We start from the raw sequence: 23,775 nt of genomic DNA, 5'->3' as shown, positions 1-23,775 counted from the left end.
CATCACATTCGATGCGCATTCACTCTTGCCGCCAATTCGTTAGCAGACTGTTAACCTTGACGATCTCTTAATGCAGTCATGAGCAAGGGGTGCGAGGGCGTCACACCACCGATTTGCAACGCGAACCGTGGCCTCCAATGGGAATGGGGGAGCGAGCAACTGGAGGACAGCTTGGGAAAGCTCGTCAAATTCGATCAGCGGCGAAAAGCCGTCACCTCAAGAGTGACGAAGCCCGGCGACGCCCAGATACTGATTTTTACCGGGGTGCGTTATGAGCGCGGGACGTCGCAGCCGCCAAATACCAGGCTCGATCCTACGCGGCCAAAGCGCAAGCGTGGATAAGTTTGTTGGCCTGGCCGGGGCCCTGGCCCTGACCGCCATGCTGGCCGGCTGCGTGGCGCGCCCGGTGGGCGATTTCGGCCGCGCCGCACCAAGCTGGACGCATGATACGGCTATGCCGGCGGCCGGCGACTTCATTGCTGCCAACCGTGGCGAGCCGGTTTCGAGCTTCAACAAGACCGACCAGGAAAACGAGATGCATGATCGCGTCTGGCGTTTCCTCGTCGCGGCCCATGCCAAGGATTGGCAATTCGACAGCGCGGTAGAACTGCAGCGCACCCGCATCGTCCGTCCGCGCGACGAGAGCTTCACCATCGAGCGCTACTACCAGTGGCTGAGCCGGACCGAATACGCGTCCTCGCGCACCCGCTACTCGACCGTCGGGCGTCACATCACGGCCGATATCGACACCCTGCCCACTACCTTCGCTGTCATCTGCAAGGTGATCGAAATCGACCGGCAGCGCGCCATTGCCTATGGCACGCTCGGTCACGACCTGGCGCCCCGGATCGGCGAGGAAGTCGCCGCGCGGCGATACGAGAACGATGCCTTCATCGACTGGTTCGTGCGGGCGCTCAATTACCGCCATTCGAGTTACGGCTACGCGCTCGACAACCTGCTGGTGGAAACTCCTCACGAGCAGTCGCTGGCGGTGGACGAGGCGCTGCGGCGCATGTCGGTCTATGTGGACCGGGCCAATCGCCGCGACTTCTGCGCCAGCCCCGGCGCCGGCTACAATGGCGGCGGGGTCGTGATACCGTCACGCTTTCAGCACCTGGGCGACACTGAAATCGTGCTGCCGAAGTAACCGCGGACTTGGGGCCGGGGTGGACAGCGTAGCGCCGGACCGCAGCGGGCGACGATCGCGGTGGCCGCAATGCTGTCGATCGTGGCTATTCGGCGGAATAGGTGACAGCGACCCGCTGGGCGGGCTGGCGGGTGGGCGCAATGGTGCCGTCTGCGGAGCGGCTGCTTCGACCCCATTTCAGCCATTCAGGTCGCTTTTCGATTCCCTGAAAGCTGGCGGCCCGCTGAAGATTGCGGGATGGCAGTTCTCGCCGGTCGAGAAGGAGAGCAGTGCCGCCGCCGGTGAATTGACCTGCATCAACACCTACCTGGCTCCCGCCCCCTACAAGAGGTGTCTATCAACATAAGGAAGATAGACATGAGACGCATCTTCGCAATCGGAACCGCCGCCCTGGTGGCGTCGGCGCTAGCCGGCTCCCCGGTTCTCGCGCAGGTCGGCTATGGCTTCGGCCCAGGTTACGGCACGATGCCCGGCTATGGCTTTGGTCCAGGCATGATGACGGGACCCGGCTACGGTTTTGGCCAGGGCATGATGGGTCAGCCCGGCCGTGGCCGTTACACCATGGTCGATGTCAACGAGGACGGCGTCATCAGCGCCGAGGAAGCCGCCTCGGCGGCCGACGAGGTCTTCACCGCCATGGACGCCGACGACGATGGGTTCGTGACCGTGGAGGAGTACATGACCGTCCGGATGGGGCCGCAGATGGGCTACAATCCCGACCGTCAGGCGGCAATGCAGCAGGCCAAGGAAGAGCGCTTTGCCGGCATGGATCCCGACGGCGACGGCAAGGTCTCCAAGGAAGAATTCCTCGGCGCTGCGCAGGCTCATCACGAAGCGGCTGATGCCGATGCGGATGGCAAGGTGTCGCCTTGGGAACATCGGCGCCAGAACTGGAATTAGGAAGGCAAACCACGCACACACCATTACCGCACAACCACTCTGGATCGTGCCGGCAAGCACCGCCTGGGGTGAGTCCACGATAGTTAAGTCGTCCCAGTTTTTTCGGCCTCGTCCGCAAACTCCGCCGCCGTCATCTCGTGGTAATACTCCTTGGCTCGAAAGTGGCGATCACCTCGGCCAAGGCCCCCGAGCACAAGTCCGGGCCATGGATGACGTTGAGCCCTCCGAGCTCTACCTCCGCAATGCCCTCCTGAGCCCATGTCGGCTAGCCACCGTCGCTGCCTTGGCCACCAATGGGAGTGTCTCCGGCTTTAGCGACATGCCAGCCGCCAGTTAGGCATGCACCAAAGAGTGATCTCCGCTGGACAAGGATTTGCGAGGTCTCGACCACCAACTGTTCACTGCTGGCGCCGGACTAGCTCACGACGATATTGTCGATCAGCCTTGTGGTTCCGAGATAGGCCGCGACGGCGAGTAGCGCGCCGCCTCTTCCAACATTGTCGATGACGGCCAGGCTCTTTGGATCGCGGACGTCCCAATACTGTACCGTGAACCTCGGATCTTGGCCCAGAACGGCCCGACCAATCGCCGCGAGGGCACCGGCATCGTGCTGGCCCGCATCGAATGCCGCTTTCACAGCTTGCAGGCTGGTATGGATCAGGGGTGCCGCCGCACGGTCCTCGGGGCTGAGATAGACATTGCGCGAACTCAGCGCCAAGCCATCCGACTCCCGGACAATCGGTCCACGCACGATTTCGATCGGGATAACGAGATCACGCACCATCCGCTCGATCACGGCGCATTGCTGCGCGTCCTTCTGCCCGAAGACAGCCAGATCAGGCTGCACGATGTTGAACAGCTTGAGCACGACCGTGGTCACACCGCGGAAATGCCCAGGCCGTGCCGCGCCGCACATGGGCCCGGATACGCTCTCCTCGACCACGAAGGTTGATGCACCCTCGGGATAGAGATCGGCCACTTCGGGCAAGAACAGTGCATCGACACCGGCGGCTTCGAGCAAGGCCAGGTCCTTCTCGATCGGCCGCGGATACTTCGCCAGATCCTCATTGGGCCCGAACTGCAGCGGATTGACGAAAATGCTGGCAATGGTCACCGCCGCGCGGCTCTTTGCCAGTGCCATGAGGCTGATATGGCCGGCATGCAGCGCGCCCATGGTCGGCACGAAGCCAACCGTCCGACCCGCGGGCAACGCGCCGCGCCAGGCCCGCACTTCACCCACTGTTCGCAATATGACAGTCATACGATCAGATCCCACAGGCGCCGCGCCAGTTCGGCCTTGCTCATGACAGGCAGGCTGACCGCGTCGCCGTCGCGACGCAGCAAGGTGCCGGCATTGGTCGGCACCGAAAAGCCGGTTTCACTGGTCTCGCCGACCCGTGCGACCGGATTGGCGAACAGGAAATCGAGCCCTTTGCTCTCGAGCTTGCCGCGGCCATTGGCTTCGACATTGTCGGTTTCCGCGGCAAAACCCAGGAACCACTGGTCGGTGGCTGCAGCCCGCAGGGAGCCCAGCACATCGACCGACGGGACCATGTCCAGGACAGTGGCCTCCGCCGCCCGCTTCAGCTTGCTCGTGGCCGGGTTGGCTACGCGATAATCCAGTACGGCGGCGGTTGCGATAACTCCGTTGACGTCGGGCAGGAAACCCAGCGCTGCCGCTGCCATCTCTTCGGCGGTCCGCACCTCGACCAGCGTCAGCCGGTCGGCGCTGCCCTTGGGCACCACTGGACGAACCACACCCTTGTCCACGCCCAGCACATAGCGCACCTCGGCACCGCGCCGCAGCGCTTCCTCGGCCATGGCGGCGCCCATGCGGCCGGTCGAATGGTTGGTGATATAGCGCACTGCGTCGATCGGGCTCGTCGTCGGGCCGGCTGTAATCAGGACCTTGACCCCGGTCAGGTCCCGATTCGGCACCACGACCGCCGCCTCGATCGCCTCGACGATGGCGGCCACTGGTGCCAGCTTGCCAACGCCGACCTCACCACAGGCCAAGGTGCCTGCCGCCGGGTCGATCACGGCGGCGCCCCGATCCACCAGCGTCTTCAGATTCTGCCGGGTGGCAGGGTGGTCCCACATCACCGTGTTCATCGCGGGCGCGATCAGCATGGGGGCGGTGGTTGCCAGTGCCACCGTGGTCAGCAGGTCATCGGCCAGCCCAAGGGCCAGCTTGGCCAAGACATTGGCGGTGGCTGGCGCCACGACGAAGACATCGGCCCAGCGCGCCAGGTCGATATGCTCGGTCCCCGATACGCCGGGCCCGAACAAGGCGGATTTGACCGGTCGCCCGCTCAACGTTTCCAGAACCAATGGCGTCACGAACTGTGCCGCACTTTCACTCAGGATGCATTGCACCTGATGCCCGCGCTTGCCCAGTTCGGAGACCACATCGGCAATCTTGTAGGCCGAGATGCTGCCGGTGACGGCGATGAGGATGTTGCTAGCCATTCAGCTGCCCATAGCGGAAGAGGCCCAGAAGCGTCAGGTCCGGCTCCATACGGAAACGGTCGGAGAGGCGAATCAGTCTTGTGCAGCCGCCCGTGGCGATCAGCGTGGCCTCTGCGAAGCCGGCATCGCGCAGCAGCCGGTCGGCCATGCCCTCGATCAGCGCCTCGTAGCCCTGCAGCACGCCGCTCTGGATTTGCAGTTCGGTAGTGTTGCCGACGGCATTGTCTGGCCGGATCAGCTCAACCGAGAAGAGTTTGGCCGCCCGCGCCTGCAGGGCCCGCCAGCTCGTGTCCAATCCCGGCACGATGGCGCCGCCGATATAGGCCTGTCTGACATCGACGAGGCAGAATGTGGTGGCTGTCCCGGCATCGACGATGAGCATCGGCGCCTTGACCAGGCTCAACGCGCCCGCGACGTTGCAGAGCCGGTCGGCGCCGAGCTGTTCGGGATGCGGCAGGTCGAGTTCGAAATCACGCTTCAGCCGGGCATTGACGGACAGCACCGGCACGGCGTCACAGGCCTTGGTGACGGTGGCCTCGAGCGCTGGCACGACGGTGGACAGAATGGCGCGGTCCGCCATTTCCCAGACGTTCTGCCCCAGGGTGTCGCTGAACAGTTGGCGCAATTGCATGCGGTATTCGTCCGCAGTGCATTGCGGATCGGTGCGGAACCGCACCTCGGCGATCCTCTGTCCATCGGGCTGGAACAGTCCGGCGACGGTGTGGGTATTGCCGATATCGAGCAGCAGCCAGTGTTCAGCCAATGGACGGTTCCTTCGGATGCGCCTTAACTTCGGCGACATATTCACCGACGGCCTGTCGGATTATGCCGGCGACATCCGCTTTGGGCTTGGCGAAACCAGGCACCGGGCCGACATTGAGCCCGATCAGATCGTTGATCACCAGAACCTGCCCGGCACAATCGGGCCCCGATCCGATGCCGATCGTGGGTATATCCAGCATCTGGGTTATTTCCGCCGCGACTTCGGGCACGATGAATTCGAGCACGATGGCGAATGCCCCAGCCTTTTGCAGCTCGCGTGCCGCCGCGATCAGTTCCTGAGCCGCTGGCGCGTCCTTGCCATGGCGATAATAGCCCCCGAGCTGATGCACCGCCTGGGGTGTCAGCCCGATATGCGCCATCACCGGGATGCCCTGCTCCACCAGTCGCGCCACGATCGGCGCAGCCGCCCCGCCGCCCTCGATCTTGACCGCCTGGCAACCGGTCTGCTGCAGCACGGCGATGGCACTGCCCAAGGCCGTCTCGGGATCTTTTGCCGTGCCGAAGGGCAAGTCGCACACCACCATGGCCCTTGTGGTGCCACGATAGACCGCCCCGGCATGGCGAATCATGTCGTCCAGCGTCACCGGGAGCGTTGTCTCGTAGCCGAGCACCACATTGCCCAGGCTGTCCCCGACCAGGATGATTTCGACGCCGGCCTGGTCCACCAGCGCGGCGGTGACATGGTCATAGGCCGTCAACATGGCGATCTTCTCGCCGCTGCGGCGGAGCGCATGGATGTCGCGTGTCGTGAGGCGTTTGTTATCTGTCGTCGCGGACACCAGCCGTCCTCTTTTGATCATTACGCGGCCCCGGGTGGGCTTGGCCGGCATTTCCATGCGTGCGGACGGCACGTCGCGCAAGTGTCAAATAGTTCAATTTGGGTTTGAAAGCCAAACTGTTCGCAGGCGTTGACCAATCAATCCCGAGCACGACGTCTCGACAAGACACCTCGGCGCAGCGCTTCCGCAGGGCAGGGACTTGCTGTCCGCTCAGGCTCGTGGCCTGGAACATGACAATCTTTGGACGTCTGCTTTGGTCAGGCAGTCTGCTCTCCACCCCACACCAGATATGGCACGCCTCACCCCCGCGTGCCGCACTCCACTTCCGATAATTCCTGCTCGAAGCGCACCCGCATGGCGCGGTGGGGTGGGGCGAGGCGGACCAGGATCAGGAGCTTGTCGCTGGCCGATTCCACCACGAGCAGCCCTTCGGCGATATCGAGTTGCTGCTGGGCCAAGAGGCGCGTCTGGGCGGCGTTGAAGATGCCCAGCTCGACCGTCTGGCCGATGCCGTCGCGGTTGGTGGTCGAATAGGTGACGATGCCCGCCGGATTGAACAGTGCGACCGACCAGAAAGCATCGGGCAGCACGCCGCTCACATAGGCCGGGCCATTGGCGAGATCGACCCGGCACAGGCCATAGACCAGCTCCGGATCAAGGCCGAGCGGATTGGGCTCGCCGGCCACCACGGGCGGCAGGATGGCCATGCGATTGTCGGCTTCAAGCGACGCCACCCGGCTCCAGACGGACTGCTCGGCCAGCGCAGGCAGCGTGAGGATGACGATGATGTGGATGATGCCACCCAGCACCAGGCCACCCAGAATCCAGAGCAGGGGGCGGATCATGCGCAATCCCCCCGGATGATCGATGGCATCGAGGCATCGCTGGAGAAGCCGGAAAAGGCGGCCGTGTCATAGAGGGTCAGCACCAGTTTGAACGGTCCCTCACCGGTCAGTTCCAGCCAGTCTTGCGGCAACAGGCTTGTGCCGACATTGATGATGATGGAGCCATCATCGGCCCGGGCAATGCCGCTGCTGCGCATGGCGGCGGCGACATCGGGCGCGGCGACATTGATGCCGTCCTCATCGACCGCCACCAGCGTCCAGAAGGTCGCCAGCGGCGTCTTGCCCTCGATGCGGTAGGCGCAGTCGCGGGTCAGCGGCTCGCCGTCGCTATCTATGGCGGCAATGAATTCCAGCCCCTCGGACTGGCCCAGCTCGAAGGCGGCGGTGCGGGCGAGATGGCCGCGCGTATAGGGATTGGGCGTATGGGCGCCGACATCGGGCCAGGCATGCCATGGGCCGACCTGGGCCACGCCGAACAGGCGCCCGTCGGTCAACGCGTAGTAGCTGAGGCCGAAACCGACCCCGAGCGCCACTGCGATCATCATGAGGAGATAGAAGACGAAACGCACGGTCTAGCAGCTCGGAGAGGCAAAGGACGGCATGGGCGGCGAGACCTGCGCGCGGAGTGGCTGCCTCGCTTGTAGCAAGGTTGGCCGGAGGATCAAACGAGATCGTCGATGGTCAAGCGAAGGGCCTCGGCCAACTTGCGCATGGTCTCGATGGAGCCCTTGCTGCGACCTGCCTCGATATCGGCGATTTGTACGCGGTTGACCCCCGATACCTTCGCCAGCGCGGTCTGTGTCATTTCCCTCAACTCGCGATAGACCCGTACGGGGCTCTCTCCGCCAATCATGCGCTTGACCGCCGCGGCCGGAATGGACTCCTCGTTAGCCGCCATAGCTCGCGAATAGGCCTCGAAATCGGCAAGGTTCTCTGCCGCTTCCCGCAGGCGGTCGTACTCCGCACGGGTAATGGTGATCATCTCGTTCATCGGAACCTCCATTCAGTCATAGATGCCGCCACGCGGCCCGATATCGAGGATGTCGAGCACCACGCCATCCAGAATGATGACCCGCCGGTCGCCGACACGTAGTCGGATCGCCGCGGTACCCTTGAGCGCCTTGACGTTGTTCCGCTGCGAAGCTGGGTCCGCCGCGTAAGCTTCAATCTTGCCGACGATCCGCTGGGCCGTGTTCGCCGGCATTCGGCGAAGCGCTCTGGAAGCCGATGGCTTGAACGTTATCGGCTTCATGAGGATCGAACGTAGTTGAAAGCTACATTGTAGTCAACGACTACAAGGCGGGCCTCTCATCTGTCACCGGCACGCTGGCCTGATCCAAAGGCAGTTCGGCCGCCTCTAGCGTGGCCGCGAAGCGGTCGGCGAGGTCGACGAGCTTGCGGGCGGCCCCGGGCGTCAGGCTGGGCGGGCGCTGGATGACTTCTTCGGGCAGGGCTTCTGGATCGGCCTCGGCCACGATGGGCGGCTCGATGACGAAATCGACACCGAAGACCGGTTTGATGTCGATATTGGTATGGGCATAGGCCATGAATTTCTGCCAGGCGATGGCGGGCAGCGTGCCGCCTGTCAGGTTGTTGGTCGGGTGGTAGTCGTCATTACCAAACCAGACGGCGGCGACGTAATTGCCGGTGTAGCCACAGAACCAGGCGTCGCGGTAGGACGAGGTGGTGCCGGTCTTGCCGGCCACGGGGACGCCGGGCACGTCAGCGCGGCGGCCAGTGCCCCCGGTGATGACGCCACGCAGCATGAAATTCATGTTGGCGACGGTGGTCTCGCTGAGCACGCGCTCGCGCGGTGCATCGGGATCGATCTCAAATACCTGCTCGCCATTGAGCGTGGTCATGCGGGTGATGCCATAGGCCGGGGTCTTGTAGCCCTGATTGGCCAGCACCGCGTAGGACGAGGTCATGTCGAGCACCGACACCGAGGCCACGCCGAGGGCCAGCGAGCGGGTGACCGGGTAATCGGCCTGCAGGCCCATGCGGTGGCTGAGCGCGGCAATGGTATCGCGGCCCGTCTTGATCGAGAGCGTGACCGGCACAGTGTTGAGCGACTGGGCCAAAGCCGAGGCCAGGGTCACTGTGCCCTTGTAGCTGCGGCCGTAATTCTGCGGGCACCAGTCGCCGATGCAGACCGGGCGATCGGTGATCATATCCGATGGCGTCAGGCCGAGCTGCTCGAGGGCCTCGGAATAGACGAAAATCTTGTAGGCCGAGCCGGGCTGGCGGGTGGAGACGATGGCCCGGTTGAACTGGCTCTTGCCATAGTCCATGCCGCCGACCATGGCGCGGATGGCGCCAGACGTGTCGGTGACCACCATGGCCGCCTGAGTGACGTCGTACCGCTCGCCCTGTTCGAGCACGGTCGAGATCACGGCCTCTTCGGCATATTTCTGCAGGGTCGTATCGATGGTGGTGCGCACCACGAAATTGTTGGTCGCATGCGCCTGTTGCTCGATCAGCAGCTTGGACTGCTCGAAGGCCCAGTCGAGGAAATAGTTGGGCGAATTGGCATCGGCCGCCCGGCTGATCGGGGTGGCAGGATGACGCCGGGCCGCGGTGACCTGGCCCTCGGTGAGGAAGCCGGCGGCCACCATGTTGGAGAGCACCAGATTGGCGCGGCCACGGGCGGCGGCGAGGTCGACATGCGGCGCATAGCGGGTAGGGGCCTTGAACAGGCCCGACAGCATGGCGGCCTCGGCCAGGTTGATGTCCTGCACCTTCTTGCCGAAATAGTAGTCGGAGGCTGCCACCACGCCGAAATTGCCGCCGCCCATATAGGCGCGATCGAAATAGAGCTTGAGGATCTCGTCCTTGCTGTAGTGCCACTCCAGCCAGACGGCCAGGAACGCCTCGATGATCTTGCGCTCGAGGGTTCGCTCCGAGCTGAGGAACAGGTTTTTGGCCAGCTGCTGGGTGATCGAGGAGCCGCCCTGGGTGGAATTGTCGCCCTGGGCATTGCTCATCAGAGCGCGCAATGTGCCGACCACGTCGATGCCGAAATGCTCGTAGAAGCGCCGGTCCTCGGTGGCGAGGGTGGCCTTGAGCAGGTAGTCCGGCATGTCGTCGAGGGCGACCGAATCGTCCGAGCGGATGCCGCGGCGGCCGATCTCGGTGCCGAAACGATCAAGGAAAACAACGGAATAGTCTTCGGCCTTGTTATACTCGCCCGAGGCGGTGGCGTCGAAGGCGGGCAAAGCCAGAGCCGTCATCAGCACGCAGCCGATGGCGAAAAACGAGAAGCCGTCGCTGAGGATTTCCACGAGGAAGCGGCGGATGCCGGCGACGTGGAAGATGCTCATGAAATCCTGGAAGCGCGTATAGGCGCGGCCCAGCGCATGCCAGAATTCATAGAGCGAGGAATCGAGCCACGCATCGGCGGCAAGCATGCCGCCCGATTTCTTGCGCTTTTCCTTGGTATAGAACGGATCCTGCACCAAACGTCCTCGGATTCACGGACTCTTGTCCGCATGTGGCGATCAACGCAACACAATCGCTGGAATATGATTGCGCTTGTCCGCCGACAAGGGCAAACCGGCAACAGCCTTAGCAGCAACGGATTAAGATGGCCTTCTGGGAAGACAAGACCCTCGACGAGATGACTGAGGCGGAGTGGGAAGCGCTCTGCGACGGCTGCGGCCGCTGCTGCCTGATCAAGCTCGAGGATGAGGATACCGGGGTGCTCATCACCTCCGATGTCCGCTGCCAGCTGCTCGATGGCGACAACTGCACCTGCACCGACTATCCCGGACGGCAGGCCAAGGTGCCCGATTGCATCAAGCTGACGCCGCAGAATGTCACCGAGATCAAGTGGATCCCCACCACCTGCGCTTACCGGCGCATTGCGGAGGGCAAGGGGCTGGCCTGGTGGCACCCGCTGGTCTCGGGCGATCCGCAGACGGTGGTGGATGTCGGCGTCTCGGCGCGCGGGCGGACTTTCGCCGAGCAGGACATCGCACCGGGCGAATGGGAAGACCATGCAGTCGACTGGCCCGAATGGGAACCGCCCGAGCAGCTCTAGCTGCGGACGAAGGCAAGCAGCGGCGCCAGGTCGTGCTGGTCGGCCGACCGGAGCGCGGCGAGATAGTTCTGGCGAGTCTCACCGGCCGTATCGAGGCTGTTCCGTCCCCAGGTGAAGGGGGTCTGCCCGAGTTGCCGGCACATCAGGTCGGCGGCGAGGCGGGTGTGGCGGCCGTTGCCGTTGGGGAATGGGTGGATCAGAACCAAGCCGTGGTGAAAGCGAGCGGCGAGTTCGTCGGGCGGGTAGGTTTCGTGAGCCAGCCAGTAGGTAATGTCGCCGAGGAATTCTCTTAGCCTGGTGGGGATTTCGTAAGGCAGGACGCCGATGTTGGTTTCGCGTACCCGATATTTGCCTGCCCAAGACCAGACGTCGCCGAACATGCGCTGATGCAGCCGCATCAGATAGGCTTCCGCGGTCAGGTCCACGCGGCTGCGCATGGCCCAGGCGCGTCCCGCCAGAATATTGACCTGTTCGGCCTCGTTAAGCTCCTGCCGCGTGGTGATCCAGGACAGTCGCAGGCCGCGCTGGTCCTCAGGTGGCAGTGGGGTTGAACCCGCCGGTCCCGCAAAAATGTCCGTCATTTTCGAGGCCACAGGTCTCGTTCAGAGATATGGTCTTCGATGTAGTCGGCAATCTGCTGCTGCAACTCGCCTTCAACCTGCTGATCCTCCAGCGCCATAGTGTGTGAGACACCTGTAATGGCGGCTCTTGCCAACGCCTCGGCACGCCTTGCCACCATGGCTTCCAACGAGGTGTTGGGGACAAGGGCGTAGACCAGCGTGCAGTCCATGGCCCTGCCCACGCGCCGCAGAGTATCCAGACTGATCCTGCCGCTCGCCTCGGCCTTTTCCATGTCATCCACAGACTGCGATCGAACGCCGAGGGCATTGCCAAGCTGGGCCGAGGATAGGCCTACCGAGTCCCTGAGCGCGCGTATCCATCCCTTGGCTGGCGGTTGATGCTGCGTTGCCGGCTGAAATACCCCGAGCTTTTTATCCAAACTGCGTCTCGCTCGCTGCAGGTTGCGATTCCAGGTCATTTCGATATCTCCACCAGGCCATGGCCTGGTCTTCTCTGGTCAATTACCAGGTTATAGCCTGGCACAAAGCAAATCAGTACCAGGTTATAGCCTGGTAAAGATGAGAAACAAACCAAGTTTTGAACTGGCCAAATCTGCCCAGCTGTCAATTGGTACAGGACAAACGACGCCAAAATTCACACACCGTTAACCATGTTGTGGCCTGATCCTGCCGTGCGCGAGCCCAGGACCGGCGGCAACCATGACTGATACCGCGATTACCAAAGATCAGGCTGAACCATTCTGGACGCGTGTGCGCGCGGCGCTGGGCGCCCTGCGGCCGGTGCGGCAGGAGCGGGCGCCGGCCTATGGGAAGGCAGCGATTGCGCGGTCGATGGGCATGAAGCCCAGGCTGGGCGCGCGGATCGAGGAAGAGCTGAGCCACGGCTGGAGCCAGTCCGCGGCGCGACGCGTATCGATCAGCCTTGTCGTGATCGAGATCGATCGCTTCGCCGACTATTTCACCGCCTATGGCCGGGACGTGGCCGACGAGTGCCTGCTGGCCGTGATGCAGGCGATAACCGAGAACCTGCCGCGGCCGAGTGACAGCTGCCTGCGGCTGGGGGCCGCCGGCTTTGTCGTCGTGCTGCCCGACCTGCCGGCCCTGATGGCACGCGCCATCGCGGCCAAGATCGCCGAGGCCATTCGTGACCTGGCCATGCCGCACAAGGAAAGCCATGCCGGTATCGTCACCCTGAGCATGGGCCTGGCGGTGACCAATCCGCATGGCGGCTATGACCGGAAATTCTTCGAAGCGGCGGCCGAAGCGCTGAAAAAGGCCCGGCGCCGCGGCATGGGCCGCATCGAGGGCGTCGACCTCCGGCCCGCCCTCGAGCGCAAGAAGAAGCCGGCGCGCGCGGCTTGAGGTTGCCTTCGCAGCACTGAGTCTCTAAGAAGCCCGTCCCTCGCGCCACCGGCGCATTCCCATGATGGACGGCAATGTCATGACCCTGGTTTGCGGCCTCGACTTCGGCACGTCCAATTCCACCATTGCCCGCCGCGATTCCGGCGGCGTGCCGCAATTGCTCAAGCTCGAAGATGGGCGCGAGACCATTCCCAGCGTGATCTTCTTCGGCTTCGAGGATGACAGCATCCATTTCGGCCGGCAGGCGGTGGCCGAATATGTCACCGGCGCCGAAGGGCGGCTGATGCGCTCGCTCAAGAGCGTGCTGGGCACCTCGCTGATCGGCGACACCACGCGCGTCAAGGCGCGCAGCTATGGCTTCATCGATATATTGGGCATCTTCATTGCCGAGCTGAAGCGGCGGGCCGAGGCCGAACTGGGCGGCGCGGTCGATACCGTGGTCTGCGGCCGGCCGGTGCATTTCGTCGACGAAGATCCGGTGGCCGACGCGGCGGCCCAGAGCCAGCTGGAAGGCGCGGTGCGGGCGCAGGGCTTCCGCCATGTCGACTTCCAGTTCGAGCCGATCGCGGCGGCACTGGACTATGAGCGGCAGGTGCGGTCCGAAAAGCTGGCGCTGATCGTCGACCTGGGCGGCGGCACCTCGGACTTCACGGTGATCCGCGTCTCGCCGGAGCGGGCAAAGGCGGTGGACCGCAGCCAGGATATCCTGTCGACGGCGGGCGTGCATGTCGGCGGCACCGATTTCGACCGGCTGCTGTCGATGGGCAGGGTGATGCCCGAGCTGGGCCTGGGCACCATGACAACAGATGGCAAGCGGCACCTGCCGGTGGCGCCCTATTATGATCTCTCCACCTGGCACCGCATCAACCGGCTCTACAACGCGCAGACGCTGCGCGACCTGCGCGGCACCCAGCGCGAGGCGCAGGCGCCCGAGCGCGTGGGGATGATGATTGAGCTGATCGAGGACCGGCTTGGGCACCGGCTGGTGGGTGCCGTCGAGGCGGCCAAGATCGCCCTGTCGGATGCCGAGGCCACCGACTTCGCCTTTCCGGTGCGCGACCGCCGGATCGAGACGGAAATGACCAAGGCCGACCTAACCAAGGCGCTGCACCATTCGGTCGAGCGCATCGAGAATACCATTGCCGAAACGCTTCGACGGGCAGGGGTGGTGGGCAGGGCGATCGACAGCCTGATCCTGACGGGCGGTTCGACGCAGGTGCCTGTCATCGCCAACCGGCTGCGGGCGCTGTTCCCCGAATCGGAACTGGTGCGCACGGACGTTCTGGGCAGTGTCGGACTGGGCCTGGCGATGGACGCGGCACGGAAGTTCGGGTGAGATTCTTCACCTCTCCCTTTGGGGGAGAGGTCGACCCTCTTGGGTCGGGTGAGGGGGCCTTCCCCGCGCACCGAGCCAAAAATATGCCCCTCACCCGGCGCTGTGCGCCGACCTCTCCCCCAAAGGGAGAGGTGAAGAGAAACATGAACCCAATCTGAACGGCAAATTCTCGATCGGTTCAGTCGGGCGGTGGCATTTGCTCGGTCAGCCAATCATTCACGCCATGTCGGGCGCGGCCCGCGGCGCCGTCGAGGAGATGACCATGACTTTGATCAAGACCATCGCCGCCGCGGCTTTTGCCCTTTGTGCCGCGGCCCCCGCCTTCGCCCAGGACCTGACCCCTGTCGGTACCTGGCAGACCACGACCGGAGAGTCGCGCTATTCGGTCAGCTATTGTGGCGACGGCACCGAGCTGTGCGCCAAGCTGATCTGGCTGCGCAGCGATGCCAAGACCCCGGAGAACCTGGCCCTGCTGAACAAGCATGTGGTGCAGGGCGCCCGGGCGACGGCCGCCAACAAATGGCGCGGCACGGTGAAATATGCCGGCCAGACTGTCTCGGGTTCGGTGACGCTGGTCAACCAGAACAAGCTGAGCCTGCGCGGTTGCCAGCTGATCGCCTGCCAGAAGGTCGATTTCGTCCGCCTGTGATTTCATGCCTCCCGGCGTGTCGGCCCGTCCTGCGGAAGCGGGGCGGGTCTTTTGTTTGTGGTTTGAGCTGGGGCCGGAAACTCGATTCGTCACCCTCGGGCTCGACCCGAGGGCTCTGCACTTGCCAGGGTCAGAAAGTGTAACGCCCTCGGGTCAAGCCCCGATGTGACGGCCGGTGGGAACGCGCCAGTTTGTGGCCGTTTGAGAGAATGTTCGCCCGACTTATCCCCGCGTCACGGTGATCGGCTATAGTTCAGGCATGGTCACCAAATTGGGTCACCAAGCGGACCGGCTGGACTGCCGGCGGCGACCCGCGTCGAGGCGATCACAGAAGAGTCATTGGCATGGATGAACAGGCAAAGCGGCCGCAGGTCGACTGGGCGGCGGTGCGGTGCGCCTATGAACTGACCGATGAAACGATCAAGAGCATCTGCGCGCGCTTCGGCGTGTCGAAAGGCGGCTTTGAGTATCGCTGGCGCAGGGAGTGCTGGCTCTCGCGGCAGGAGGCGAACGCGGATCGGCACCGTTCGACGCGCGATCGCCTGTTTGCGGTGCTGGAACGGCAGGTGGCCAAGCTGGCCAACGAGACCGGCGCGACATTGGGCGACAAGGAGGCTCAGCAGTTGACGGAACTGGTGAAGAATTTCGACAAACTCAGCAGCGTCAAGGATGACATACCCGAGAATGGCGGCCCTTCACAGCAGAAGGATATGCGCGATCTCCGGGACAAATTGGCCAAGCGCATTGACCAGTACAAGCGACGCTGACGGCGCTGCCGAAGACGCCGACGGCGCCACCGAAGTCGGGCGTCTCACGGATGAGGAAGCTGAGGCGCAGTATTTCGAGTGGTCCAAGTGGGCCTATGAACAACAGCGCGAACCCGAAGGCGATTGGACGACATGGCTGTTCATGGGTGGCCGCGGCTGCGGCAAGACCAGGACCGGCGCCGAATGGGTCCGCAACCTCGCGGCGCAAGGCGTTTCGCCAATCGCCCTGGTGGGCGAGACCATGAGCGAGGCTCTCGCGATCATGGTCCGCGGCGAGAGTGGCCTGTTTCGCGTCTGCCCGAATGAGGAACGGCCAACGCTACGCGGGCATCAACTGACCTGGCCGAACGGCGTCGAAGCCACGTTGATGTCGGCCTCCGACCCGGACCGGTTTCGCGGGCCACAATTTGCCGCCGCCTGGTGCGACGAGGTGGCCAAGTGGCCCAATGCGGAGGCGGCTTGGGACATGCTGCAATTCGGCCTGCGGCTTGGTGACAAGCCGCGGCAGCTGGCCACCACCACGCCGCGGCCGACGCGGTTGATCAAGCGGCTGATTGGCGATCCGCGCACGGCAATCAGCCGGATGCGCACCGAGGATAACCATGCCCACCTGGCGCCGGATTTTCTGAGCGATGTCGTAGGCCGCTATCGCGGGTCCGTGCTCGGGCGGCAGGAGCTCGATGGCGAGTTGATCGAGGACGATCCGGGCGCGCTGTGGCAGCGCGGCATGTTCCGGCGCTTTGACGGCGGCGAGATCGGGCGGATTGTCGTGGCGGTCGATCCGCCAGTGACAGGGACGGTTCGGTCGGATGCCTGCGGCATTGTCGTGGCCGGACGGGTCGGCGAGGGCGTGGTGGTGCTGGAGGATTGCAGCATCCGGCAGGTCCGGCCGCTGGATTGGGCGCGGCGGGCGGTGGCGGCCTATGAGGCGCATGGGGCCGACGCCATCGTGGTGGAAGTGAACCAGGGGGGCGACCTGGTGCGAGCGGTGATCGCGCAGATCGATACTGACGTGCCGGTGCGCGAGGTGCGGGCCAGCAGGGGCAAATGGCTGCGGGCCGAACCGGTCGCGGCGCTCTATGGGCGCGGGCTGGTGCACCATGTCGACGGGCTGACGGCCCTGGAAGACGAGATGTGCGCGTTCGGCGTGGACGGCAGGAGCGACGGGCACTCGCCAGACCGTGTCGATGCGCTGGTCTGGGCGGTGACGGAACTGCTGAACGACATGCGGCCGCGGATACGCGGTCTTTAGGCTGGGGAAACAAGAACATGCCGAACTGGATCAGCCGCCTGCTGGGCGGGCGGACGAACATGCCTGGGGAACGGAAATCGTTTGCCGGGCATACGCTGCTGAGCCTCAGCCAGCTGGGGGCGGCGACCTGGAGCAATCGGGGATTTGCGAGCCTCGTGAACCATGGTTTTGCGCGTAATCCGGTGGTCTATCGCTGCGTGCGGCTGATCGCCGAGACGGCCAATCGGGTGCCGCTGGTGGTCAGCGACGGGGGCAGGCGGGTGGATGAGCATCCGCTAGCGGCCCTGCTGGCGCGGCCCAATGGGCGGCAATCGGGCGGGGAACTGCTCGAGGCGGTCTATGCCTATCTGCAGACGGCGGGGAATGCCTATCTCCAGGCCGGCGTGGTCGATGGCGAGGTGCGCGGGATCTTCGGGCTGCGGCCCGATCGCATGAAGGTGGTGGCCGGGGCCGATGGCTGGCCCATGGCCTATGATTACACCGCCGGCGGGCGGACGATCCGGCTGCGCCAGGACGAGGCGCCTGTGCCCTCGGTGCTGCATATGGCGCTGTTTCATCCGCTGGATGATCACTACGGCATGGCACCGCTCGAGGCGGCGCAGACCAGCCTCGATATCCACAATGCGGCGGGGCAGTGGAACAAGGCTTTGCTCGACAATGCGGCGCGGCCATCGGGCGCGCTGGTCTATTCGGCGGCGGGGCAGAACCTGACGGAGGACCAGTTCACCCGGCTCAAGCAAGAACTGGAGCAGAACTTTTCCGGCGCCGCGAATGCCGGACGACCGATGCTGCTCGAGGGTGGGCTCGACTGGAAGACGATCGCGCTTAGTCCCCGCGACATGGATTTCATCGAGGCCAAGCATGCCGCGGCGCGCGATATCGCGCTGGCCTTCGGCGTGCCACCCATGCTGCTCGGCATACCCGGCGACAATACCTATGCCAACCTGGCCGAGGCCAACCGGGCGCTGTGGCGGCAGACCCTGATCCCGCTGGTGGTGCGGGTGGCCGAGGAGCTGAGCAACTGGCTGTCGCCGGGGTTCGGCGGGGCGGTAATCAGTCCGGATTTCGATGGAGTCGAGGCGCTGGCCGAGGACCGGGCGGCGCTTTGGACGCGGGTGGGCGGGGCGGAGTTTCTGAGCGACGCGGAGAAGCGGGCGATGCTGGGGGTGTGAGTGATGGAGCGACCAGTCACTTCGAGCTTCCTGGCTTTGTTGGCAGGAGTCCGGTCCGCAACGTTTGAGATCAAATTGCGCCTACTGGTCGATGCTTTGGAAAGAAGGTATCGGCCGGACCAGCCCCGAGCGCCCGCAGGTACATCGGTTGGCGGGCAATGGGTCGAAGATCGTGTGCGCGTGGCGATCTCCAGCCCGCGGTGCGATGGATTTTCTGGAGGTTGCCAATCCGGCGGTACTTATGGAACCACTGGATGGATCAAGATCGGCGGACGGAGGCTATGCTTGGACTGCGCCGTGAAGCTCCTAGGGATCGAAAGTCTGCCGCGCGACGAGCAGCTTGAAATCCTGCGCGGCTTCGATCCGGGCATTCGATAATGAGGACTCCGATGTCATTCAGAGATCAGGCGCTTAGTGCCGTCAGGGTTGGCGATGTCATATTTGGGCTTGGTGCTGGCGGCCAGGAAAAGCTTCTGCTGGTGTACGAGGTAGATCAAAGCGGCTTTTTGGCGCGCCATGTCACTACCCAGATGTCGTTCCGTTTCGGCCGGGACGGCAAGACATCGGTCAACGCTGACGGAGGGTTTGTCACCATCGTCTCTACGGCGCGACTCCCGCAGGAAATGTATGAGGTCGCGTTGGGGTTGGACCGCAAGTGGGCGGCGCGGCCGGAATACCCCGACACCGTTCTGAGCAAGGCTGAGATCGAACTGTTGCTCAAGCACGCGGCGTTTTTCGGGGCCCATCCTTTGCTGCCTGATTAGCCAGCATCAGGCAAGACCATCGTATGGAGGCCCGCCATTCGGCGGGCTTTTCTTTGCCCGGAGTTCCCATGGACGAGCTGACAAAAACCGTCATCGAGCGGGGTGATCTCGCGCATCTGGCGCTGTTCCTTTGGGCCTCCGGCGCGAGTGCCCTCCTCGTGTGGTCGCTGCGCGAGATGGCGAAGGTGAATCAACACTTCAACGACTTCGTGCAGGAGATCGCGTCTCTGAATCGACTTTTCAGGAAGGATGACTAAAGCCATGGCCAGCAAACAGAATTTGCAGAATGCGCAGCAGACGTTTCGGCAGTTTGCCTGGAACCTGGCCGGCACGCTGGCCAAGCCCGGCAAGGCGGCTGAGGCCAAGCCGGGCAAGCGCTGATGGCGGGTATTCCCATCGATGCCGAGGGACGGTTTGCCGGCTATGCCAGCATCTTCAACCGGCTGGACAGCGGTGGCGACATCGTCATGCCGGGGGCGTTCAGCAAGAGCCTGGCCAAGCGGCGAGACCGGATCAGGCTGCTGTTCCAGCATGACCCCAAGGAGCCCGTGGGCACCTGGGATGCGATCGGCGAGGACGGGCATGGCCTGTTCGTCGCCGGGCGATTGGTGCCCGGCGTGGAGCGGGCCGATGCGCTGCGGCGGCTGATCGAGGGCGGGGCGCTGGATGGGCTTTCCATCGGCTTCCGCACCGTCAAGGCCACCCGCGAGGGCGGGCACCGCAAGCTGTGGCAGATCGACCTGTTCGAGATATCGATCGTGACGTTTCCGATGATGGAGGACGCGCGCATTGCGCCCTCTGGCTATTCGACCGGCGCCGCCATCGTGGCCGCCACCAACACCATCCGCAACCGATAGGGACACCGACATGGACATGACCAGTGACGGCCTTGAAACCAAGGCCGGCGCGGGGAGCGACGTTGCCGCGCTCTTCGCTGAATTCTCGACCGCGTTCGAGGAGTTCAAGCGCACCAACGACCAGCGTCTGGGCGAGATCGAAAAGCGCGGTTCGCCTGATGGGCTGCTCGAGGGCAAGCTCGATCGGCTCAACGCCGTGCTCGACGGGCAGAAGGCGGCGATGGACCGGGCGCTGGTGGACCGCGCCCGTCCGCTGCTCGATGGCAAGGCGCGCCAGGCCGACGGCGAATACAAGGAGGCGTTCGCCTCCTATGTGAAGCGCGGCGAGGAAAAGGCGCTGTCGGTGGGCGTCAATGCCGATGGCGGCTATGTGGTGCCGCCGGAAACCGAGACGGAAATCACCCGGCTGATGACGGCGGTGTCGCCGATCCGCGCCATTGCTGGCGTGCGGCAGGTATCGGCTTCGGTCTACAAGCGGCCCATCTCGGTGACTGGCCCGGCGACGGGCTGGGTGGGCGAGACGGCGGCGCGGCCGACCACGAACTCGCAGACGCTGGCGGAGCTCAGCTACCCGACCATGGAACTCTATGCCATGCCGGCGGCCACCTCGGCCTTTCTCGACGACGCGGCGGTGGATGTCGGCCAGTGGATCGCCGACGAGGTCAACGCGGCCTTCGCGGCGCAGGAGACCACGGCCTTCGTCAGCGGCAACGGCGTCAACAAGCCTACCGGGTTCCTGGCGGCGACCACGGTGGCGGAAGCCAGCTGGAGCTGGGGCAATCTCGGCTATATCGCCACCGGCACGGCCGGCGCGCTGCCGGCCAGCAATGCCAGCGACGTGCTGATCGACCTGGTCTATGCGCTCAAGGCCGGCTACCGACAGAACGCATCCTGGGTGATGAACCGCAAGGTGCAGGGCGCCCTGCGCAAGCTCAAGGATGCCGACGGCAACTACCTGTGGCAGCCGGCGCTGACAGCGGACGGCAAGGCGCGGTTCATGGGCTTTGAGCTGGTCGAGGCCGAGGACATGCCCAATATCGCGGCCAACTCGCTGTCGATTGCGTTCGGCGATTTCAAGCGGGGCTATCTGATCGTCGACCGCCAGGGCGTGAGCGTGCTGCGCGACCCGTTCAGCAGCAAGCCCTATGTGCTGTTCTATACGACCAAGCGCGTGGGTGGCGGGATTGCGGACTACGACGCGATCAAGCTGCTGAAGTTCGCCGCTTCGTAAGGTCCGTGATCCTGGCCAGCTAGAGCGAAGGCCCTGCGCTCCGGTGCTCACGTACCTAGTGTACGCTCCGCTCCGGTGCTCGGGCCTCCACTCTATCTGACTCAGGCTGACGGACTTTCCTTCGCGGCGCGGTGCCCTCCTAACGGGTAGGCGAGAGGCTACGGGAAAGCGTAAATACATGGAGACAACACGCCTTCCCGGGCTCGATGGTCAGGTCAACGTCGTCCCGCCCGGTCTGTAACGACCTAGGGTAGACCGATACGTGAGGCCCGCCAGTCCACCACTGAGGGCGAGCGCGGGAGCGGCAAGCCACAATCCGGCCAAGTCATATGAGGGTCGAAGGAAAGGCAGCATTGCGGCCGCAGTCACGAGCGGTGCAACAGCTCCAAATATGAAGAATTGTCGTCTTTGTCGCCAGCCAAAGCGATTTGCCAGGTAAATGCCGGCGAAGGTCACCGGCATCATGAAGAGCATTGTCGGTAGGCTGAAGATAAGGCCAAAAAAAACGATCAGTATGGCGCCTGGTCCTTGAAGGTTCAGACCACTGATCACCGACCAAAGAAGCGCCATGACAACGGAGCCGACTGCCGTTGCCGCCATGTAGGCAGGAATATCAAGCGTAACCTTTGGCACAACGACAAATAGAGCCAAGTTCCTTTGGCGACGCAAGGGCGGGTCATCTCGCCTCTAGTTCCCACGACCGAACTCCCTTCTCCCGCAAAGGGCGCTGGGTGACGACTGAGAGCGGGCTCGACTAAAATCAAAAGGCAGAACAATGACTTCATACCTTCTCGCGGGGCCCGCGGAGGAGCCGGTTTCGCTTGCCGAAGCCAAGGCGTTTCTCAGGGTCGACGATAGTGCCGAGGACGGGCTGATCACGACGCTCATTGGGGCGGCGCGGCTGCATGTCGAGGGCGTGACGGGGCGGGCGCTGCTGGCGCAGAGCTGGCGGGTAGTGCTCGATTGCTGGCCGGAGAACGGGCAGGTGAAATTGCCTGTCGCGCCGTTCATGGCGGTGACGGAGATCACCGCGTTCGACGAGGTGGGCGGTGCCCATGCGATTGGCCTGGCGCAGTTCATGAGTGAGCCGGATCGGCTGCTGCTGCCATCCACGGTGGCGGGAATGCCGGTGCTGCGGGAGCGGCAGGGGATCGAGATCGACTATGTGGCCGGGTTCGGGACCGAGCCGGTGGAGGTGCCAGCCGATATCCGCCAGGCACTGCTGCTGCTGGTTGGCTACTGGTTCGAGCACCGTGATGCGGTGATCGTGGCCGGGTCGGGGGCGGTGGTGCCCTCGGGCTTTGACCGCATGGTGGCCGGCTACAAGCGGGTGCGGCTGTGAGCGAGGCGGTCCCACCGCTGGGCACGTTGACCGACCGGATACAGCTCAAGCGTCGCGAGATGACCGGGGAGACTGAGGGCGGGCATGTGGCAATGTTCGTGCCGGTGACGAGCCTGTGGGCGCGGGTGCGCTCGCTGACCGGGCGCCAGGGCACCAGCGCTGATGGGCGCGCGGTGGAGATTTCCCATGCCGTGGTGTTGCGCTTCCGCAATGACATCAAGCCGGGCGACCGGATCGTCTATCGCGGGCGAAACCTTGATGTAGTGAGCGCTGCCGACCTCAACGGGCGGCGGGCCTATCTCAGCTGCGCCTGCAGCGAAACCAGCTTTACGGGGTAGGGCGATGCATCCGATCAGCCTGTTGCAGGGGGCGCTGGTGACGGCGCTCAAGGGTGATGCGGCGCTGGTGGCTGTTGTCGGGGCTGATGGCGTGTTCGACGCCGCGCCCAAGGGCCGGCCGGCACCCTATGTGGTGATCGCGCGACACGATGTGATCCAACGCGACGGCGATGGCACGCCGGGGCAGGAGCACCGGCTGCTGCTGCATTGCTGGGGCGACCAGCCCAGCCGCAAGCGGGCGCTGGATATGGCCGAACGGGTGGTTGAGGTGGCGATGGCGTTCGTGGCGTCAGCGATCACGGTGACGCATCGCGAGCATATGCGGACGGAGACGGTAATCGACAAGGATACCGGGCTGGCACGGGCCGCGGTGGGGCTGCGGTTCTTGAGTGAGGAAATCTGACAGCATTTGCGGCTCCTGCGCATCCCCCTTGAGGGGAGGCAACGAGGGTGAGGGTCGTCGGGGTGACCATAAAGCGCCCCCCACCAAAGCTCCGCTTGGGCCCTCCGGGCCGAGCTACGCTACCCTCCCCTCAGGGGGAGGGAGGGCAGGAGCCGAGGGATTGAGTGCGGGGTAATTCCAGAAAGGCGAAAAAATGGCCGCTCAGAGCGGGAAGAATATGCTGCTCAAGCTCGACCAGACGGGGTCGGGGAGCTTTTTGACGGTGGCGGGTTTGCGGACGCGGGCGCTGGCCTTCAATGCCTCCACCGTCGATACGACCGACCAGGAAAGCGCCGGACGGTGGCGGGAACTGCTGGCCGGCGGCGGGGTGAAGCGCGCTTCGGTGACGGGCGCGGGCGTGTTCAAGGACACGACATCGGACGCTCAGGTGCGCGCGCTGTTCTTTGCCGGCACGATCCGGGACTGGCAGCTGATCATCCCCGATTTCGGCACGGTGCAGGGGCCGTTCCAGATCGTTGCGCTGGAATTTGCCGCCGATCACGCCGGCGAAGTGACGTTCGACCTGGCGCTGGAAAGCGCAGGCGAAGTGACGTTTGCGGCGATTTGATTTTCCACAATGTCATCCCGGCCCCCGGGTCGCTTCGCGCCCGAGGACAGGCTTCGGCCGGGATCCAAGTCCGCATGTCGCCCTAACACGGTGTTTGCGGAGGTTGCCGGACATGGATTCCGGCCTTCGCCGGAATGACCCGGTGGGTGGGC

The 23,775-nt window shown here is 64.2% G+C and carries 30 protein-coding genes; 17 read left to right on the top strand and 13 right to left on the bottom strand.

The features are described from left to right. The first annotated feature begins 334 nt into the window (after nucleotides 1-334). Entirely contained in the window at nucleotides 335-1,147 is an 813-nt protein-coding gene (locus tag IH615_RS16595) for a hypothetical protein (protein ID WP_291363527.1), read from the top strand. Nucleotides 1,148-1,324: 177 nt separating this feature from the next. Here IH615_RS16595 and IH615_RS16590 read toward each other — a convergent pair whose 3' ends face one another. Beyond that, on the bottom strand, nucleotides 1,325-1,450 hold the full coding sequence (locus tag IH615_RS16590) for a hypothetical protein (protein WP_291363525.1): 126 nt from the start codon (nucleotides 1,448-1,450) through the stop codon (nucleotides 1,325-1,327). A gap of 54 nt (nucleotides 1,451-1,504) precedes the next feature. On the opposite strand from IH615_RS16590, the gene IH615_RS16585 reads away from it, so the two are divergent. Beyond that, entirely contained in the window at nucleotides 1,505-2,047 is a 543-nt protein-coding gene (locus IH615_RS16585; protein WP_291363523.1) for an EF-hand domain-containing protein, read from the top strand. A 415-nt stretch (nucleotides 2,048-2,462) separates the two neighbouring features. Here IH615_RS16585 and panC read toward each other — a convergent pair whose 3' ends face one another. From panC to IH615_RS16540, 9 genes are all read right to left on the bottom strand, one after another. Then, complete coding sequence (gene panC, locus IH615_RS16580; protein WP_291363521.1) at nucleotides 2,463-3,308, bottom strand: pantoate--beta-alanine ligase; 846 nt, start codon at nucleotides 3,306-3,308, stop codon at nucleotides 2,463-2,465. Beyond that, entirely contained in the window at nucleotides 3,305-4,516 is a 1,212-nt protein-coding gene (coaBC, locus tag IH615_RS16575) for a bifunctional phosphopantothenoylcysteine decarboxylase/phosphopantothenate--cysteine ligase CoaBC (protein WP_291363519.1), read from the bottom strand. The genes panC and coaBC overlap by 4 nt, the downstream gene beginning before the upstream one ends. Continuing rightward, nucleotides 4,509-5,279 (bottom strand): type III pantothenate kinase, encoded by a 771-nt coding sequence (locus tag IH615_RS16570; protein WP_291363517.1) that lies wholly within the window; start codon nucleotides 5,277-5,279, stop codon nucleotides 4,509-4,511. The genes coaBC and IH615_RS16570 overlap by 8 nt, the downstream gene beginning before the upstream one ends. Beyond that, nucleotides 5,272-6,078: a 3-methyl-2-oxobutanoate hydroxymethyltransferase gene (gene panB, locus IH615_RS16565; RefSeq protein WP_291363515.1), complete on the bottom strand. Its 807-nt coding sequence runs from the start codon at nucleotides 6,076-6,078 to the stop codon at nucleotides 5,272-5,274. The genes IH615_RS16570 and panB overlap by 8 nt, the downstream gene beginning before the upstream one ends. Before the next feature lie 299 nt (nucleotides 6,079-6,377). Further along, nucleotides 6,378-6,923: a hypothetical protein gene (locus tag IH615_RS16560; protein WP_291363513.1), complete on the bottom strand. Its 546-nt coding sequence runs from the start codon at nucleotides 6,921-6,923 to the stop codon at nucleotides 6,378-6,380. Continuing rightward, nucleotides 6,920-7,492, bottom strand: coding sequence for a DUF1214 domain-containing protein (locus tag IH615_RS16555; protein WP_291363512.1), 573 nt, complete (start codon nucleotides 7,490-7,492; stop codon nucleotides 6,920-6,922). The genes IH615_RS16560 and IH615_RS16555 overlap by 4 nt, the downstream gene beginning before the upstream one ends. A gap of 92 nt (nucleotides 7,493-7,584) precedes the next feature. Next, a complete protein-coding gene (locus tag IH615_RS16550) occupies nucleotides 7,585-7,914 on the bottom strand; it encodes a helix-turn-helix transcriptional regulator (protein WP_291363511.1) in 330 nt (109 codons plus the stop codon). 12 nt (nucleotides 7,915-7,926) lie between these two features. Next, the gene (locus tag IH615_RS16545; protein WP_366485243.1) at nucleotides 7,927-8,175 is read right to left on the bottom strand and encodes a type II toxin-antitoxin system RelE/ParE family toxin; all 249 of its coding nucleotides are present in this window, start codon (nucleotides 8,173-8,175) and stop codon (nucleotides 7,927-7,929) included. Nucleotides 8,176-8,215: 40 nt separating this feature from the next. Continuing rightward, nucleotides 8,216-10,378, bottom strand: coding sequence for a PBP1A family penicillin-binding protein (locus tag IH615_RS16540; RefSeq protein ID WP_291363508.1), 2,163 nt, complete (start codon nucleotides 10,376-10,378; stop codon nucleotides 8,216-8,218). Nucleotides 10,379-10,506: 128 nt separating this feature from the next. Between IH615_RS16540 and IH615_RS16535 the strand changes: the two genes are divergently transcribed. Next, a complete protein-coding gene (locus IH615_RS16535) occupies nucleotides 10,507-10,962 on the top strand; it encodes a YcgN family cysteine cluster protein (RefSeq protein ID WP_291363507.1) in 456 nt (151 codons plus the stop codon). Here the strand turns inward: IH615_RS16535 and IH615_RS16530 are convergent. Next, nucleotides 10,959-11,543: a mobile mystery protein B gene (locus tag IH615_RS16530; RefSeq protein ID WP_291363506.1), complete on the bottom strand. Its 585-nt coding sequence runs from the start codon at nucleotides 11,541-11,543 to the stop codon at nucleotides 10,959-10,961. The genes IH615_RS16535 and IH615_RS16530 overlap by 4 nt on opposite strands. Further along, a complete protein-coding gene (locus tag IH615_RS16525) occupies nucleotides 11,540-12,001 on the bottom strand; it encodes a mobile mystery protein A (RefSeq protein WP_291363505.1) in 462 nt (153 codons plus the stop codon). The genes IH615_RS16530 and IH615_RS16525 overlap by 4 nt, the downstream gene beginning before the upstream one ends. Before the next feature lie 241 nt (nucleotides 12,002-12,242). On the opposite strand from IH615_RS16525, the gene IH615_RS16520 reads away from it, so the two are divergent. The 10 genes from IH615_RS16520 to IH615_RS16475 all read left to right on the top strand — a co-directional run bounded on the left by IH615_RS16520 (nucleotide 12,243) and on the right by IH615_RS16475 (nucleotide 20,933). Further along, on the top strand, nucleotides 12,243-12,905 hold the full coding sequence (locus tag IH615_RS16520; protein WP_291363503.1) for a diguanylate cyclase: 663 nt from the start codon (nucleotides 12,243-12,245) through the stop codon (nucleotides 12,903-12,905). A gap of 61 nt (nucleotides 12,906-12,966) precedes the next feature. Continuing rightward, nucleotides 12,967-14,241, top strand: a complete 1,275-nt coding sequence (locus IH615_RS16515) for an Hsp70 family protein (protein WP_291363501.1) — start codon at nucleotides 12,967-12,969, stop codon at nucleotides 14,239-14,241. A gap of 262 nt (nucleotides 14,242-14,503) precedes the next feature. Next, a complete protein-coding gene (locus IH615_RS16510) occupies nucleotides 14,504-14,890 on the top strand; it encodes a DUF2147 domain-containing protein (protein ID WP_291363499.1) in 387 nt (128 codons plus the stop codon). 344 nt (nucleotides 14,891-15,234) lie between these two features. Beyond that, nucleotides 15,235-15,657 (top strand): hypothetical protein, encoded by a 423-nt coding sequence (locus tag IH615_RS16505; protein WP_291363497.1) that lies wholly within the window; start codon nucleotides 15,235-15,237, stop codon nucleotides 15,655-15,657. Beyond that, nucleotides 15,635-16,909 carry a terminase family protein gene (locus IH615_RS16500; RefSeq protein WP_291363495.1) on the top strand — a complete coding sequence of 425 codons (1,275 nt, stop codon included), beginning with the start codon at nucleotides 15,635-15,637 and terminating at the stop codon, nucleotides 16,907-16,909. The genes IH615_RS16505 and IH615_RS16500 overlap by 23 nt, the downstream gene beginning before the upstream one ends. Nucleotides 16,910-16,968: 59 nt before the next feature. Beyond that, nucleotides 16,969-18,081: a phage portal protein gene (locus tag IH615_RS16495; protein ID WP_291363597.1), complete on the top strand. Its 1,113-nt coding sequence runs from the start codon at nucleotides 16,969-16,971 to the stop codon at nucleotides 18,079-18,081. 389 nt (nucleotides 18,082-18,470) lie between these two features. Further along, nucleotides 18,471-18,845 carry a hypothetical protein gene (locus IH615_RS16490; RefSeq protein WP_291363493.1) on the top strand — a complete coding sequence of 125 codons (375 nt, stop codon included), beginning with the start codon at nucleotides 18,471-18,473 and terminating at the stop codon, nucleotides 18,843-18,845. Nucleotides 18,846-18,913: 68 nt separating this feature from the next. Continuing rightward, nucleotides 18,914-19,102, top strand: a complete 189-nt coding sequence (locus tag IH615_RS16485; protein ID WP_046170283.1) for a hypothetical protein — start codon at nucleotides 18,914-18,916, stop codon at nucleotides 19,100-19,102. Between the two features lie 123 nt (nucleotides 19,103-19,225). Beyond that, complete coding sequence (locus IH615_RS16480; RefSeq protein WP_291363490.1) at nucleotides 19,226-19,702, top strand: HK97 family phage prohead protease; 477 nt, start codon at nucleotides 19,226-19,228, stop codon at nucleotides 19,700-19,702. A 10-nt stretch (nucleotides 19,703-19,712) separates the two neighbouring features. Next, nucleotides 19,713-20,933, top strand: a complete 1,221-nt coding sequence (locus tag IH615_RS16475) for a phage major capsid protein (RefSeq protein ID WP_291363488.1) — start codon at nucleotides 19,713-19,715, stop codon at nucleotides 20,931-20,933. Between the two features lie 210 nt (nucleotides 20,934-21,143). Here the strand turns inward: IH615_RS16475 and IH615_RS16470 are convergent, their stop codons facing one another. Continuing rightward, nucleotides 21,144-21,584 carry a hypothetical protein gene (locus IH615_RS16470; RefSeq protein WP_291363487.1) on the bottom strand — a complete coding sequence of 147 codons (441 nt, stop codon included), beginning with the start codon at nucleotides 21,582-21,584 and terminating at the stop codon, nucleotides 21,144-21,146. A 124-nt stretch (nucleotides 21,585-21,708) separates the two neighbouring features. Here IH615_RS16470 and IH615_RS16465 point away from each other — a divergent pair, with 124 nt between their 5' ends. The 4 genes from IH615_RS16465 (at nucleotide 21,709) to IH615_RS16450 (ending at nucleotide 23,623) form a co-directional block, all read left to right on the top strand. Further along, nucleotides 21,709-22,275 carry a head-tail connector protein gene (locus IH615_RS16465; protein WP_291363485.1) on the top strand — a complete coding sequence of 189 codons (567 nt, stop codon included), beginning with the start codon at nucleotides 21,709-21,711 and terminating at the stop codon, nucleotides 22,273-22,275. Beyond that, nucleotides 22,272-22,613, top strand: coding sequence for a phage head closure protein (locus IH615_RS16460; RefSeq protein ID WP_291363483.1), 342 nt, complete (start codon nucleotides 22,272-22,274; stop codon nucleotides 22,611-22,613). The genes IH615_RS16465 and IH615_RS16460 overlap by 4 nt, the downstream gene beginning before the upstream one ends. A 4-nt stretch (nucleotides 22,614-22,617) precedes the next feature. After that, a complete protein-coding gene (locus tag IH615_RS16455; RefSeq protein WP_291363481.1) occupies nucleotides 22,618-23,016 on the top strand; it encodes a DUF3168 domain-containing protein in 399 nt (132 codons plus the stop codon). A 193-nt stretch (nucleotides 23,017-23,209) separates the two neighbouring features. Beyond that, complete coding sequence (locus IH615_RS16450) at nucleotides 23,210-23,623, top strand: phage major tail protein, TP901-1 family (protein ID WP_291363479.1); 414 nt, start codon at nucleotides 23,210-23,212, stop codon at nucleotides 23,621-23,623. The last annotated feature ends 152 nt before the right edge of the window (nucleotides 23,624-23,775 follow it).

It is taken from the genome of Devosia sp., from assembly GCF_014860165.1.
In the GTDB taxonomy this organism is placed as follows: Bacteria; Pseudomonadota; Alphaproteobacteria; order Rhizobiales; family Devosiaceae; genus Devosia.
The sequence above is the reverse complement of the archived record's forward strand: the minus strand, read 5'-3'. Positions and strand labels throughout refer to the sequence as shown.

Bases quoted from the DNA above. Each gene is read 5' to 3' on its own strand.
- IH615_RS16585 (WP_291363523.1), top strand. From the start codon at position 1,505: ATGAGACGCATCTTCGCAATCGGAACCGCCGCCCTGGTGGCGTCGGCG.
- panC (WP_291363521.1), bottom strand. From the start codon at position 3,308: ATGACTGTCATATTGCGAACAGTGGGTGAAGTGCGGGCCTGGCGCGGC.
- coaBC (WP_291363519.1), bottom strand. From the start codon at position 4,516: ATGGCTAGCAACATCCTCATCGCCGTCACCGGCAGCATCTCGGCCTAC.
- IH615_RS16560 (WP_291363513.1), bottom strand. From the start codon at position 6,923: ATGATCCGCCCCCTGCTCTGGATTCTGGGTGGCCTGGTGCTGGGTGGC.
- IH615_RS16550 (WP_291363511.1), bottom strand. From the start codon at position 7,914: ATGAACGAGATGATCACCATTACCCGTGCGGAGTACGACCGCCTGCGG.
- IH615_RS16545 (WP_366485243.1), bottom strand. From the start codon at position 8,175: ATGAAGCCGATAACGTTCAAGCCATCGGCTTCCAGAGCGCTTCGCCGA.
- IH615_RS16535 (WP_291363507.1), top strand. From the start codon at position 10,507: ATGGCCTTCTGGGAAGACAAGACCCTCGACGAGATGACTGAGGCGGAG.
- IH615_RS16530 (WP_291363506.1), bottom strand. From the start codon at position 11,543: ATGACGGACATTTTTGCGGGACCGGCGGGTTCAACCCCACTGCCACCT.
- IH615_RS16525 (WP_291363505.1), bottom strand. From the start codon at position 12,001: ATGACCTGGAATCGCAACCTGCAGCGAGCGAGACGCAGTTTGGATAAA.
- IH615_RS16520 (WP_291363503.1), top strand. From the start codon at position 12,243: ATGACTGATACCGCGATTACCAAAGATCAGGCTGAACCATTCTGGACG.
- IH615_RS16515 (WP_291363501.1), top strand. From the start codon at position 12,967: ATGATGGACGGCAATGTCATGACCCTGGTTTGCGGCCTCGACTTCGGC.
- IH615_RS16510 (WP_291363499.1), top strand. From the start codon at position 14,504: ATGACTTTGATCAAGACCATCGCCGCCGCGGCTTTTGCCCTTTGTGCC.
- IH615_RS16505 (WP_291363497.1), top strand. From the start codon at position 15,235: ATGGATGAACAGGCAAAGCGGCCGCAGGTCGACTGGGCGGCGGTGCGG.
- IH615_RS16495 (WP_291363597.1), top strand. From the start codon at position 16,969: ATGCCTGGGGAACGGAAATCGTTTGCCGGGCATACGCTGCTGAGCCTC.
- IH615_RS16490 (WP_291363493.1), top strand. From the start codon at position 18,471: ATGTCATTCAGAGATCAGGCGCTTAGTGCCGTCAGGGTTGGCGATGTC.
- IH615_RS16485 (WP_046170283.1), top strand. From the start codon at position 18,914: ATGGACGAGCTGACAAAAACCGTCATCGAGCGGGGTGATCTCGCGCAT.
- IH615_RS16480 (WP_291363490.1), top strand. From the start codon at position 19,226: ATGGCGGGTATTCCCATCGATGCCGAGGGACGGTTTGCCGGCTATGCC.
- IH615_RS16475 (WP_291363488.1), top strand. From the start codon at position 19,713: ATGGACATGACCAGTGACGGCCTTGAAACCAAGGCCGGCGCGGGGAGC.
- IH615_RS16465 (WP_291363485.1), top strand. From the start codon at position 21,709: ATGACTTCATACCTTCTCGCGGGGCCCGCGGAGGAGCCGGTTTCGCTT.
- IH615_RS16455 (WP_291363481.1), top strand. From the start codon at position 22,618: ATGCATCCGATCAGCCTGTTGCAGGGGGCGCTGGTGACGGCGCTCAAG.
- IH615_RS16450 (WP_291363479.1), top strand. From the start codon at position 23,210: ATGGCCGCTCAGAGCGGGAAGAATATGCTGCTCAAGCTCGACCAGACG.